At 37.2% G+C, this 14,012-nt stretch carries 14 protein-coding genes; 12 read left to right on the plus strand and 2 right to left on the minus strand.

All coding sequences use genetic code 11. The features are described from left to right. The first annotated feature begins 336 nt into the window (after nt 1-336). From BJ095_RS14385 to recO, 12 genes are all read left to right on the plus strand, one after another. Nucleotides 337-1,668: an NfeD family protein gene (locus BJ095_RS14385; protein WP_107935400.1), complete on the plus strand. Its 1,332-nt coding sequence runs from the start codon at nt 337-339 to the stop codon at nt 1,666-1,668. Then, nucleotides 1,665-2,663 carry a flotillin-like protein FloA gene (gene floA, locus BJ095_RS14390; protein WP_107935401.1) on the plus strand — a complete coding sequence of 333 codons (999 nt, stop codon included), beginning with the start codon at nt 1,665-1,667 and terminating at the stop codon, nt 2,661-2,663. Before BJ095_RS14385 ends, floA begins: the two co-directional genes overlap by 4 nt. Nucleotides 2,664-2,703: 40 nt before the next feature. Continuing rightward, entirely contained in the window at nt 2,704-3,195 is a 492-nt protein-coding gene (locus BJ095_RS14395; protein WP_107935402.1) for a hypothetical protein, read from the plus strand. A 98-nt stretch (nt 3,196-3,293) separates the two neighbouring features. Beyond that, nucleotides 3,294-3,536, plus strand: coding sequence for a hypothetical protein (locus BJ095_RS14400; RefSeq protein WP_107935403.1), 243 nt, complete (start codon nt 3,294-3,296; stop codon nt 3,534-3,536). Next, nucleotides 3,536-4,660, plus strand: coding sequence for a sporulation protein YqfD (locus BJ095_RS14405; RefSeq protein WP_107935404.1), 1,125 nt, complete (start codon nt 3,536-3,538; stop codon nt 4,658-4,660). Before BJ095_RS14400 ends, BJ095_RS14405 begins: the two co-directional genes overlap by 1 nt. A 3-nt stretch (nt 4,661-4,663) precedes the next feature. Beyond that, nucleotides 4,664-5,620 (plus strand): PhoH family protein, encoded by a 957-nt coding sequence (locus tag BJ095_RS14410; RefSeq protein ID WP_107935405.1) that lies wholly within the window; start codon nt 4,664-4,666, stop codon nt 5,618-5,620. A gap of 146 nt (nt 5,621-5,766) precedes the next feature. Next, nucleotides 5,767-7,890 carry an HD family phosphohydrolase gene (locus BJ095_RS14415; protein ID WP_404426998.1) on the plus strand — a complete coding sequence of 708 codons (2,124 nt, stop codon included), beginning with the start codon at nt 5,767-5,769 and terminating at the stop codon, nt 7,888-7,890. A 15-nt stretch (nt 7,891-7,905) separates the two neighbouring features. Next, nucleotides 7,906-8,391, plus strand: coding sequence for an rRNA maturation RNase YbeY (ybeY, locus tag BJ095_RS14420; protein ID WP_107935406.1), 486 nt, complete (start codon nt 7,906-7,908; stop codon nt 8,389-8,391). Then, nucleotides 8,378-8,728: a diacylglycerol kinase family protein gene (locus BJ095_RS14425; RefSeq protein WP_107935407.1), complete on the plus strand. Its 351-nt coding sequence runs from the start codon at nt 8,378-8,380 to the stop codon at nt 8,726-8,728. Before ybeY ends, BJ095_RS14425 begins: the two co-directional genes overlap by 14 nt. Nucleotides 8,729-8,837: 109 nt before the next feature. Further along, nucleotides 8,838-9,260, plus strand: coding sequence for a cytidine deaminase (locus tag BJ095_RS14430; RefSeq protein ID WP_181418080.1), 423 nt, complete (start codon nt 8,838-8,840; stop codon nt 9,258-9,260). After that, nucleotides 9,238-10,152 (plus strand): GTPase Era, encoded by a 915-nt coding sequence (era, locus tag BJ095_RS14435; protein WP_107935408.1) that lies wholly within the window; start codon nt 9,238-9,240, stop codon nt 10,150-10,152. Before BJ095_RS14430 ends, era begins: the two co-directional genes overlap by 23 nt. A 183-nt stretch (nt 10,153-10,335) precedes the next feature. Next, nucleotides 10,336-11,115, plus strand: coding sequence for a DNA repair protein RecO (gene recO / locus BJ095_RS14440; RefSeq protein WP_107935409.1), 780 nt, complete (start codon nt 10,336-10,338; stop codon nt 11,113-11,115). 2 nt (nt 11,116-11,117) lie between these two features. Here the strand turns inward: recO and BJ095_RS14445 are convergent, their stop codons facing one another. After that, the gene (locus BJ095_RS14445) at nt 11,118-11,591 is read right to left on the minus strand and encodes a hypothetical protein (RefSeq protein WP_107935410.1); all 474 of its coding nucleotides are present in this window, start codon (nt 11,589-11,591) and stop codon (nt 11,118-11,120) included. 692 nt (nt 11,592-12,283) lie between these two features. Next, nucleotides 12,284-13,672, minus strand: a complete 1,389-nt coding sequence (locus BJ095_RS14450) for a glycine--tRNA ligase (protein WP_107935411.1) — start codon at nt 13,670-13,672, stop codon at nt 12,284-12,286. Nucleotides 13,673-14,012: the final 340 nt, after the last annotated feature.

Raw genomic sequence — 14,012 nt, forward strand, 5'->3', positions numbered from 1 at the left:
TGATATACCCTAGTATTTGCTTAGCAAATACTAGGGTATTTTGCATTTCATCCTAAAAACAATCTAGAGATATTATGGACAATAAGTACGTTTTTATTAATAGAATTTTCAGGAGTATTTTTTTATACGGGTATGTTGTTCTTCATGAGCTTAAGTAGCTTAATTGAAAATGTATTACTGCATCAGTCCTATTTAATGTGAATTTTGTGTAAAATAAAAATATGTAAAAATTATCGTTTTTTTGAAACTTTATCATTACTCATCCGTAAATTAATTAGAACTTTATTCAGGTAAGGTTTATACCTAAAATCAATTGCCACAAAAAGGAGGATAGAGATGAGAAAAACGAAAACATTCAGCTGGATCCTTTTATGTTTGATTTCCTTTTTGTTGCTTTTGCCGAGTCTTTCAGCAGTAGCAAGTGGAAAGGTGTATCATATTCCACTTGAAAATGAAGTGGAGGATGGGTTAAAGGCGTTTATTGAAAGAGCTTTTGAGGAGGCTACGGAAGAAGGCGCTAAGACCATTATTTTAGAAATACATACACCAGGCGGTTATGTTACATCAGCACAAGAAATTGGTAAAATAATTGCTAATTCGCCAATTGAAGTTATTGCCTTCGTAAATTCGAAAGCGTTATCAGCTGGAGCCTACTTAGCTTTAAACGCGAACAAAATTTATATGGTACCAAGTGCTACAATAGGAGCAGCAGCGATTATTGATAGTACTGGGAATGCAGCAGATGAAAAAAGTAATAGTTACTGGATTGCTGCTATGGAAGCTGCAGCAGAATCTCATGGAAAAAATCCCAAATACGCAAGAGCTATGGCTGATAAAACAGTCGATTTGCCAGAATATCGAGCGCCAGAAGGGAAATTGCTTACATTATCTGCACAAGAAGCATTAGAAGTTAAATATTCAAATGGGACTGTTTCGAATTTGAATGAACTGCTCGAAGAACTTCAGCTATCAAATAACGAAGTTGTTTCAATGGAACCGACAATTGCAGAAAAGCTTGCACGTTTTATCACCAATCCAATGGTGGTAACGCTACTTTTATCAATTGGTTTATTTGGATTAGTATTGGAATTGTTTTCTCCTGGATTTGGAATACCGGGGCTCATTGGACTATCTTCATTTGGATTATTTTTCTTTGGTCATACAGTAGCTGGCTTTGCCGGATATGAATCTGTATTGTTCTTTATAATTGGTTTGGCTTTACTTATTGCTGAATTGTTTGTGCCGGGAGGAATAGTAGGTATAATTGGTGGTGCGCTAATGATAATCGGTTTATTATTTGCTGGGGAAAGTGTGGTGCATATGGCTTATTCCATTTTAATCGCTGTATTTATTGCAATAATAGGAATGGTGATCTTGATGAAATTCTTTGGAAAAAATCTTCACGTCTTTAATAAGCTGATTTTACGAGATGCTACGACAACTGAAGAAGGCTACGTTTCAAATGTGAATCGTATTGAGTTATTAGGTAAAATAGGCGATACTATTACGCCACTACGCCCATCAGGAACAATTATTGTGGGTAATGAAAGAATTGATGCAGTTTCAGAGGGAAGCTACATTGAGGCTAATAAGAAAGTAGAAGTAATTCAAGTAGAAGGATCACGAATCATTGTGAGAGAAACGAAAAAAGGAGTGGAACAAATATGATTTTTGATGCAGCAGCTATTAGTTTAATCGTAACAATTGTTTTAATCATTATCGTATTATCGGTAATTTTAACAATTGTACCAGTAGCGCTATGGATTAGTGCTATTGCAGCAGGTGTACGCGTTAGTATCTTCACGTTAATTGGGATGAGATTACGTCGAGTTATACCTGCTCGAATTGTGAATCCTTTAATAAAGGCGCACAAAGCAGGTTTAGATGTTTCAATCAATCAGCTAGAGTCTCACTATTTAGCTGGCGGTAATGTTGACCGAGTTGTAAATGCATTAATCGCGGCTCAGCGTGCAAATATCGAGTTATCATTTGAACGCGCAGCAGCAATTGATTTAGCAGGACGTGACGTTTTAGAGGCAGTACAAATGTCTGTAAATCCAAAGGTAATCGAAACACCATTTATCGCTGGTGTTGCCATTAACGGTATTGAAGTAAAAGCGAAAGCTAGAATTACAGTACGTGCTAACCTAGATCGTTTAGTTGGTGGTGCTGGTGAAGATACGATTATTGCTCGTGTAGGTGAGGGGATTGTATCTACAATCGGTTCTTCTGAGAGCCATTCTAAAGTATTAGAAAACCCAGATCTTATTTCTCAAACAGTTCTTTCAAAAGGATTAGACTCAGGTACTGCCTTTGAAATCCTATCGATTGATATCGCGGATGTAGATGTGGGTAAAAACATTGGGGCTGAATTACAAATTGAACAGGCACAGGCCGATAAAAATATTGCGCAAGCAAAAGCTGAAGAACGCCGCGCAATGGCCGTAGCCAATGAGCAAGAAATGGTTGCAAAAGTCCAAGAGATGAAAGCGAAAGTTGTAGAGGCTGAGGCTGAAGTACCTTTAGCGATGGCTGAAGCACTACGTAACGGAAACTTCGGTATTATGGACTATATGAACTATAATAACCTTAAAGCTGATACTTCAATGAGAGATTCAATCGCAAAGGTTACAACTGATAAACCAGATTCAAACCAAAAATAATTGCGGGGTACACACCTGAAGAAGGGAGTGTGAAGCTGGGATGGAAGGTATAATCATGATGGCGGTTTTGTTTATCATTAGTTCCATTTTAAATGGTGCTAAAAAGAAACAACAAAATTCAAAAGAAATGCCGCCATTTAATAATCAACCAACAAAGCAAAAATTTGAGTTGCCAAAACAAACTGAAATTAGAAAATCACTTGAGGACTTTGCGAGTGAAGTGTTTCAGCAATTAAATGATAAAGCTCAACCCATTCAAACAACTCCTCCTAAAGATCCGGAGCCTAAAAAGGTAGCCGAACATATCAAAGAGGAAGTTGTAGCCGAACGAGCAACACTGAATACGAGACCAATCTTTGATGGTAATCGATCTTCTAATCGTGGTTCAGCTATCAAAACTAAGTCTTCAAAACCATCCGATGAAATCACGCAAGGTGAAATCGGAAGTATCGTACCGACAACTAGAAGTGCATTAGTGCAGGCAATTATAACAACTGAAATACTAGGTCCTCCAAAAGCAAAGCAAAGGTAAACGACCTAGTGAAAATAGTTTTATAAAAACTGCATTGAAATTTATACATGCCCTCCTTTCTCAAAGCATATACTTTGGCGAAAGGGGGGCATTTTTAATTGAAAAAATTATTCCAAGCAGATCCATTAATTGAAATAGTAAATAGCAGTCAGCTAAGATTAATTGGAACATATAAATTTTTAGAAGCGTCAGAACAACATTGTTCCTTTATATATGAAGACTTTTCAATTTTAATAAAAGCAAATCGTGTACATATAGATGTATTGAAAGAGGTAGAATTTATAATACATGTAGAAACTTTGTTATCAATTGAAATGAAAAGACAGGTGAATGATCGATAATGAAAAATTTTGATAATCGCCCTGTTGAAATTCATATAAGCCGAACTAGTGGAGCCCATGCCTTTATACAAAGCCTGCATTCAAAAGGTGTGAAGATTAAAAACCTTAAACACCTCGAAAATGAAATTCGATTTGAAATGGTAAGAAAAGATTTAAAAGTATTAAGAGAGATTCGAAAAAAATACCGCGTAAAAGTAAAAATTCGTTACCTGCAGGTGTCTCGAATCTTTCAGAAGAACAGTTGGACAGCTATTGGACTACTGTTACTTATTTTAATCCCTGTTATCTCCTCGCAATTTGTTTGGGATATAGATGTAGAAGCAGAAACTCCTGAACTAAGGGTTGCGGTTGAAAAAGTAATCAAGGAAAAACTTTCCTTAGATAAACCTACGATGAAAGGGCGTGTGCAATCTGATTTTGAGATACGACAATCAATAATGGAGGAGTTAAGAGATTTATCTTGGGTGCATATACTAAAAACAGGTAGTAGTATGACAATTGTACCTCAGCTTGCCCCGATTACCGATAACAAGGATAATACGACAGATGCAAAGAATCATTTAATTGCCACAAAGAGCGGAGTAATTACCAATTTCGAAATTTCTAGTGGGGAACGTCGTGTTTTACCGAATACAACAGTATATAAAGGGGATACACTTGTATCAGGAGTAATCACAGTTGGCGAACGGTCGGTTGTGGTAGGTGCTGCTGGAGAAGTGTTTGCTGACTACTGGCTCGAAACAGAATTTTCTATTCCAAAGAAAATTCAATTGGTTTCAGCAAGTAGTAGGGAATGGACATTTGATTTCAAAATAAATGATGAAAAGGAGCAAGGAAAATCGTTTCAAAAGGTCGATTTACCGGAGTGGCTTTCAAGATTTATCGAAATCAAAAAGACTCAAAAGTACATCACGGTTACGGAAGAGATCTCAGAAGAACAAATCGAGTCGTTTATCTTGCCTCTATTGCACGAAAAAATCTTAAAATCTTTGCCTCCCAAAACCATTATAAAAAAGGAAAACATTTTGCACGTTTCATTCGATGATGATAAAGTGAAAGGGAAAGTCCTATTTTTGGTAAATGAAAATATTGCAAAAAACTACCCAATTGACCAAGGAGACTGATTTATGTCAGAACAATTATCAGAATTACAAGTTGAAAATCCAAATGAAGCAGTAATGCTACTTGGAATGAGCGATGCTAATTTAAAGCTAATTGAAGAAACATTTAACGTTCAAATTATCACTCGTGGTGAAGTGATTCAAATTGCAGGTAGCGAACCACAAAAACAACATGCAAAAGATTTAGTGCATGCTCTTTTAAAAGTGATACGTAAAGGTGTTAATATCGATTTGCGTGATGTAGCTACAGCAATTGAAATGGTGAATAAAGGGACTATTGAATATTTTGCAGAGTTATATGAAGAAGAAATAGCAAGAAATTATAAAGGTAAGCCGATTCGCGCAAAAACGATTGGACAACGAGAGTACATAAGAGCCATTCGTCATCAAGATCTCGTGTTCGGTATCGGTCCTGCAGGGACAGGGAAAACGTATATTGCGGTTGTCATGGCAACACAAGCATTAAAGAATGGTCATGTAAAACGAATCATTTTAACAAGACCAGCTGTAGAGGCTGGAGAATCTTTAGGATTTTTACCGGGAGATTTAAAGGAAAAGGTTGACCCTTACCTAAGACCGCTTTATGATGCGTTGCATGATATTTACGGACAAGAACAAACGCAAAGACTCATCGAGCGTGGAACAATTGAAATTGCGCCTCTTGCATACATGCGTGGGCGAACGTTAGATGATGCTTTTGTCATTTTAGACGAAGCTCAAAATACAACGCATATGCAGATGAAAATGTTCTTAACTCGTTTAGGCTTTGGTTCTAAAATGGTTATCACAGGTGACAAAACTCAAATAGATTTACCAAAAAATACGGAATCAGGGTTAATTATTGCTGAACGTAGCTTGAAATATTTAAAAGATATTCATTTCCAAATTCTTGAGGCTGGTGACGTTGTTCGTCATCCACTTGTTGCTAAAATTATTCAGTCTTATACTGATCAAGAACTATAAGTTTTCGCTTGGAAATTCTATTTATAGTGTGAAAATATGTAAATGTGTACGTTTAACGTGCACATTTTTTATTTTTTAGTAAGATTTCATGAAATAATATTCATAAATTGGTAAACTAGTACATATAGACATTTGGGGGTGCGCAAGTGGAAAAGCACTTTAATAATTTACTTAACATGATTAGTTTTCGAACTTTATTAATAGTTGTTTTATTAATTACTGGTTTTCTGCAATTCTTTTTAATGCTTGGAAACATACGAAGTACTACATATGATATTCAAGCTTTCCAACTCGCTCCAGAAACAATTCGTGCAGTGAAGACAATTGAGGATACCGTGAAAACTGAACAGGAACGGGATCAGGCAGAAAATGCCGTTGAATCTGTTTATTTGTTCAATGAAGAAACCGCGGAGCATCGTTCTGCACTGGTAACATCGATTTTTGATATTATTCGGGACGTTCGGAAGGAAGTAAAGCTTAATGAAGAACAAACGCCTGTAACTATCGAGAATCATATCAGTCAATTACGAGAAAAACTAAAAGATATAATGGAAAGTCAAACACTGCTAATTTTTACAAATAGCCAGCTACAATCCATGCTAGTAGCAACTGATGCAGAATTAAAGGCGGCTGAAAGCTTTCTAGTTAAAGAAATAAAAACTATGCTAGAGGAGCCTATCCGAACAGAAAATGTAGCTATAAAGCGTGCTGAGATTGAAACGCAAATTCGTCAGCAAAGTTCCATTGATGAAGAAATTTTAAGTGCAATTATTATAATTGGACGAGCTGCTATAATAGAAACGGAAGTTTTAGACGAGATTCGTACAAGAGAGCAGGTTCTAAAAGCTCGTGAAGAGGTAGATCCTACTCGTATTTTACAAGGTCAAATTATTGTTCAAGAAGGAGAGCTTATTGACCGTGAAGTATTTAGACAATTAGAGCTCCTTGGATTATTAAATAACCAGACATCGACTAAGCCTGTAATAGGGCTAACAATTCTAGTGATTCTACAAATGGCCTTTATGTACATTCTTTTTAATTTTTCGGAGATGGAGCTGCAAAATAAGCGCAAGGCTCTATTTGTAACAGCTATTGTTTATTCCTTTGCAATTATACTCATGAAGGTCATCAGCTTGCTTTCAGATCAGTTTGATGCAACTATTGCTTTTTTATATCCGACTGCACTAGCAACGATGCTAGTACGTCTTTTAGCAAATGAAAAAGCGGCAGTTTTAGTTACGATTTTAACAGCAGCTTCAGCGGGAGTGATTTTCCATGAAGGCTATTCAGCTGTGCTGCAAATGGATATTGTGCTGTATATAATCTTTGGTGGACTTTCTAGTGTCTTCTTTATGAGAAGCATGGAAAAAAGATCCCATCTGCTTAAAGCTTGTGGTATAGTGTCCATTTTCAACTTATTATTTATCGCGTTTTATTTATTAATGTCACAAACGAATTATGACCTATTTGAATTGTTATTTTATGCTGTAGCTGGAATTGCGTCTGGTATTTTATCGGGTGCTTTAACAATGGGATTATTGCCATTCTTTGAATCAGCATTTGGATTATTGTCGACAATGAGACTAATCGAATTATCAAATCCCAACCATCCATTATTGAAGAAATTATTAACCGAGACACCGGGTACTTATCATCATAGTGTTATGGTAGCAAATCTAGCAGAAGCTGGCTGTGAAGCAATCGGCGCAGATGGTTTACTAGCGAGAGTTGCTTGTTATTATCACGATATTGGGAAAACACGAAGACCAGCCTTTTTCATAGAAAACCAAATGTCTGGCATCAACCCACATGATTCCTTACCCCCTGAAAGAAGTGCGGAAATTATCATCGCACATACTACCGATGGGGCTCAGTTATTAGAGAAACACAAAATGCCAAAGGAAATTGTGGACATCACTTTACAGCATCACGGTACAAGCACTTTGAAATTCTTTCTTCATAAGGCAAAGGAAGATGGGAAAGAAGTGGATGAGAAGGTATTTAGTTACCCAGGGCCGAAGCCGCAAACTAAAGAGGCAGCTGTAATAAGTATTGCAGATAGTGTAGAAGCAGCTGTTCGTTCAATGAAGCAGCCGAACTCGGAAAAAATTCAACAGTTGGTACACTCTATCATTCAAAGCCGTGTACAAGAACATCAATTTGATGAGTGTGACGTCTCGATTAAAGAGTTGAAAATTATTGAAAAGGTTCTTTGTGAGACTTTAAACGGAATCTTTCATTCAAGAATTGAATATCCAAAAGAAGGATAAATATAGGAGGCACTAATGCTTAATATTGATTTTTTAGACGAAACAAACGAAGTGAAGGATACACATCTTGAATTAGTTGAAAAGCTACTACAACATGCTGCTAGCCATCTTGAAATTGAGGACAGTAGTGAAGTATCCATTACCTTTGTAACAAATGAAAAAATTCACGAAATCAATCGAGAATATCGAGATAAAGACCAACCTACGGACGTAATTTCCTTTGCTCTTGAGGAATTGGGAGAAGGAGAGATTGAAATTGTGGGAGAAGGAATCCCTAGAATTTTAGGAGATATCATCATTTCAACTGATCGTACTAAAGAACAAGCTGCTGATTTTGGGCACTCCTTTGAAAGAGAATTAGGATTTTTAGCTGTTCATGGATTTTTACACTTATTAGGCTACGATCATATGACAGAAGAGGATGAGAAAGTCATGTTTGGAAAACAAGACGACATTCTAACTTCTTTTGGCTTAGGTCGTGATTCAAATGGACGTCCATAGATTACTCAAATCCTTTGGGTATGCTTTTTATGGAATATGGACTGCATTAAGAGAGCAAAATATGCGCATCCATTTTATAAGTGCACTGATTGTCATTATTGCAGCCCTGCTTACAGGTCTCACATTAGGTGAATGGTTAATAATAATAATGGCCATTACGCTTGTTATTGGGACCGAAATGATTAACACTGCGATTGAAACTTTAGTTGATCTAGCTTCTCCAGATATTCATCCTCTTGCTAAGCAAGCGAAGGATGTAGCAGCAGGTGCAGTACTTGTATTTGCGATAGCAAGTGTTATAATCGGATTACTTATTTTTCTACCAAAATGGTTCTAGATTATCTAGTAAATCTTAAATTACTATGATGTAATCATGATTTAGACATAAACAGCCATACATGAAGGTTGAAATCATTAAGGGATTTTTTGAAGGAGTGAAGTATTTTATGACAGTGAATATGAAGGATTTAATTGAACAATCAAAGGTTGCAAGAGAGACTGCTTATGTACCGTATTCTAAATTTCAAGTAGGTGCAGCTTTACTTACTGAGGATGGTAAAGTCTATCATGGTTGCAACATTGAAAATTCTAGCTTTGGACTAACGAACTGTGCAGAAAGAACGGCTATTTTTAAAGCGGTTTCTGAAGGCAATAAGAAGTTCAAAGCCATTGCTGTGGTTGCTGATACGGTAGGTCCTTGTTCACCTTGTGGAGCATGCAGACAGGTTATTTCAGAATTCTGTGCACCAGATATGCCAGTATACCTAACAAACCTAAATGGAGATGTACAACAAACGACAGTGCGCGAGCTTTTACCAGGCGCCTTTACACCGGAGGATTTAGATAATGCAGGAAAACAAAAGCTTTAAATCAGGATTTATCTCAATTATTGGACGACCTAATGTAGGAAAGTCAACTTTCTTGAACCGTGTGATTGGTCAAAAAATAGCAATTATGTCAGATAAACCACAAACAACACGTAATAAAATACAGGGCGTTTTAACTCGTGATGCCTCTCAAATGGTTTTCATCGATACTCCAGGTATTCATAAGCCGAAGCATAAATTAGGCGAATTCATGATTAAAGTATCTAAAAACACATTACGTGAAGTGGATATCATAATGTTCATGGTAAATGCTGAACAAGGAATAGGGAAGGGTGACGAGTTCATTTTAGAGCTTTTAGAGGGTACGAAAACACCTGTATTCCTAGTTGTTAATAAGATTGATCAAATTCATCCTGATGAATTAATTCAAACAATTGATTCATATAAAGGGAAATTCCCGTTTGCTGAAATTGTTCCAATTTCTGCTCTGCAAGGAAATAACGTTGACCAGCTGCTAGAAACAATTGATAAATATTTACCAGAAGGTCCACAATATTATCCAGCTGATCAGGTAACGGATCATCCAGAGCGATTTATCATCTCTGAAATGATTCGTGAAAAAGTACTTCACCTAACAAGAGAAGAAATTCCTCATTCAATTGCGGTAGTAATCGATAAGATTAAACGTGATGAAGAAAACGAAAATATGATTCGCGTACAAGCAACGATTATGGTAGAGCGTGATTCACAAAAAGGTATCGTTATCGGCAAGCGTGGCGCCCTACTAAAAGAAGTAGGTACACAGGCGCGTAAGGATATCGAAATGCTTCTTGGCTCTAAAGTATTCTTAGAGCTTTGGGTAAAGGTACAAAAGGATTGGCGCAACAAATCTGCTCACCTACGTGACTTTGGCTATCGTGAAGATGAATATTAAATAAGTGAAAAGACAAGCTGTTTGAGTGCAGTTTGTCTTTTTTTTAGAAGTGTTAAAATCCCGAGTGGTCTTCATGACGATTAAATACTATTTTATTTCTGTTAAAGCGATCAATAGCGTAAATCTTAAACGGGTAATGTATAATAGAACCATAGTAAAAAGTTGAAGGAAGTGCAGTGCCAAATGTTAAATAAATGGGAAGGCATTGTTTTAAAGTCTCGGGCCTACGGGGAGTCAAATAAAATTGTTACCCTTATGACGAGAGAAGCCGGGAAGGTAACTGTAATGGCTAGGGGGGCGAAAAAGCCAACAAGTCGTTTAGCGGGAGTTACTCAAACCTTTATGCATGGTATGTACATGGTGCAAAGATCGTCTGGCATGGGGACGCTCCAGCAAGGGGAGCATTTAGCCTCGATGCGCCATATTCAAACAGATATAATTGCGACAGCTTATGCAAGCTATATAGTAGAGCTTGTTGATAGACTAGTAGATGAGGGACCAGAACCATTCGCATTTGAGGTGCTTTTACAAGCGCTTAATGCTATTGAGGAAGAACATGATCCAGAAGCCATTAGCTTATTTGTGGACTGGAAGCTGCTACCTTATGCAGGAGTTCAACCAATTTTAAATGCTTGTTCATCATGCGGTTCCTTTGATGGGGAGTTTGCATTTTCCTTTTCGCAGGGTGGTTTCTTATGCCATCGTTGCTTCCACCAGGATCCGTATATCATCCGATTATCACCTACACAGTTAAAGCTAATTCGAATGTTTTATACAGTGCCGATTGACCAAATCGGTAAGCTGGATTTAAAAAAGGGGACAAAACAGTTTATTAAAAAGATAGTGACCACTATTTATGAAGAGCAAACAGGTATCCGTTTAAAATCCCGCTCTTTTATTGAACAATTGGAAAGAACCCCGTTATTGACGAGAAGAACAAATAGTGATGAACCTACAGATTAAGGCTATAAAATTTTTCGGATAATACTCAACACGTCTTCTTTAACGGCCTGCCAAAATAATTGGGAGGATTGATTGGAAAATCGTCCTTCCTTAAATAATACATAGTTTTCGTGGATATAATGGATTTCTTCATAATGAAAGTGAAGTCGGTGGTTCATTTGAGTCATATCGATATTTAACTCCATATAGCCATCTACAAGAGCTTGCAGGTCGCTTGCTTGTTTACGCAACTGGTCGTGAGTTTGTGAGTGAAATTGGCCCAGCTTTAACTGTAGGTTTCCCTGAGTTCTATGCCATTCTAGGGCGCTATTAAGGGATTCGAGTTTAGTGTTTGCTGTATATAAAATATGGTGTTGTGAGTAGTGTGCGGGCAATTCTTTATTCAATAATTCACGTACGAGGATTAACAGCTTTTCTGCAGGGCAAATTTCTAGCTTTTCCTTCTTGGGTTGTTTAAATAAAACCTGAAAGAACATCAATCCCACCTCGATTTTTCCTTTAATTATAATCTAAATTTTCTAATAAATCATCTGTGGAATGACCGAAATGAACAAAAAAGACAAAAATATACTTATACATCTCTTAAATACGCTCGCACTTTTATTTGTGTGGGTTTTTTTATATTTCGAACTATAGTTAAATAGCTAAGAAAGATTTTGCGTAGGTGCATGCAGAAAATTAGCTTTTTTGATTGAAAATTAATAATGTTTTTTTTAGTTTTTTTGAAGTGGCTAGATTATTGAAGAAAGTGGCTAGATTCTTAAAACAAACATAAAAAGGGGATACTCCAAAAATCAGTAAAACTGCTTTTGGAGTATCCCTTTGTATTTTTTGCTTTGAAGTTGCTTTTCGATATATTGCTATTACGCCAGTCTAAAGACTTGCACCTGACGCAAGCTTTCGGCACAGAGCCCGTATATTTTCTTGATTAATTTAATTTAGAATTGTAAGTGCTTTTCGATATAAGCTTTTACGTCAGTGATAGGCATACGGACTTGCACCTGTCGCAAGCTTTCGGCACAGAGTCCGTATATTTTCTTGATTAATTTAATTTAGAATTGAATGTGTTTTTCGATATAAGATTTTACGTCTGCGATAGGCATACGGACTTGCACCTGTCGCAAGCTTTCGGTGCAGAACTCGCATATCTTTTGAAAAGTATACTTTCTTAGAACTGTAGATGTTTTTCAATATAAGCTTTAACTTCTGCGATAGGCATGCGAGTTTGCTCCATGCTGTCGCGGTGGCGTACTGTTACTTGGCCGTCTTCTTTTGAATCGAAATCGTATGTGATGCAGAATGGTGTACCGATTTCGTCTTGGCGGCGGTAGCGTTTACCGATTGATTGCGACTCATCATAATCAACAGGGAAGGATTTGCGTAATTCAGCCCATACTTCGCCTGCATCGTCTGCCAATTTTTTAGATAATGGTAATACTGCTGCTTTAAATGGTGCTAGAGCAGGGTGGAAGCGTAATACTGTACGAGAGTCGCCACCTTCAAGCTCTTCTTCATCATAAGCATCACATAAGAATGCTAATGTTACTCGGTCAGCTCCTAGTGATGGTTCGATACAATATGGTACATAACGTTCGTTAGTAAGTGGATCGATGTATGTGAAGTCTTCACCAGAGTGTTCCATATGCTGTTTTAAATCAAAATCTGTACGGTCTGCAATACCCCATAGCTCACCCCAGCCGAATGGGAAGCGGAATTCGATATCAGAAGTTGCATTAGAATAGTGTGATAACTCATCATCTTCGTGGTCGCGTAGACGCATGCTATCTTCTTTCATGCCTAAGTTTAATAACCAATTTTTACAGAATTCTTTCCAATATTGATGCCATTCTAAATCTTCACCTGGCTTACAGAAGAATTCTAATTCCATTTGCTCGAATTCACGAGTACGAAATGTAAAGTTACCTGGTGTAATTTCGTTACGGAATGATTTCCCGATTTGTGCTATACCAAATGGAGTACGTTTACGCATTGAACGTTGTACATTTTTAAAGTTAACGAAAATACCCTGTGCTGTTTCTGGACGAAGGAAAATTTCATTTGTTGAGCTTTCTGTTACACCTTGGAATGTTTTAAACATAAGGTTGAATTGACGGATATCTGTAAAGTCGTTTTTACCACATTCTGGACAAGTTACAGATAGTTCCTCCATTTTAGCTTTCATTTGATCGAAGCTCATACCATCGACGATAATTTCTTTACCTGTTTTTTCTAATGAAGCATCTTCAATTAGTTTATCTGCACGGTGGCGTGCTTTACATGATTTACAGTCAATCATAGGATCGTTGAAGTTTCCAACGTGTCCAGAAGCTACCCATGCACGAGGATTCATAAGGATTGCTGCGTCAAGACCAACATTGTGTTCAGATTCTTGAACGAATTTTAACCACCATGCTTTTTTTACGTTGTTTTTTAGTTCCACACCAAGGGGACCATAATCCCAAGTGTTTGCAAGTCCTCCGTAGATTTCAGAGCCAGGGAAGACAAATCCGCGGTGTTTTGCTAAGCTTACGATTGTTTCCATAGATTTTTCTGCCATATAAATTCCTCCTAATGTAAATAAAAATATAAAAGCACCCGTCTCCGGGCTTTGTGCCCGGGGACGAGTGCGTATGTATACACCCGCGGTTCCACCCCGCTTGATTGTCGGCTAAAGTAAAGCGCATCATTTTGCGTCGCTAACTGTTAACTAACAATCCTCTTTTAGAAAATTGGCTCAAGGGTGCCGTTTCTCTTTTCGTGTAGGCTTTCACCATTTCCTACTCGCTTTTTTGAAAAGATACTTATTTTTCCTCTCATTGCCTATATGAACTTCTATCGATATTTTATGCTATTCACTCGAACTGTGTCAATATTGTAGCTTTTCATTCATTTCTTCG

Origin of the sequence: Ureibacillus chungkukjangi, from assembly GCF_003217295.1 — a bacterium.
Classification (GTDB): Bacteria; Bacillota; Bacilli; order Bacillales_A; family Planococcaceae; genus Ureibacillus; species Ureibacillus chungkukjangi.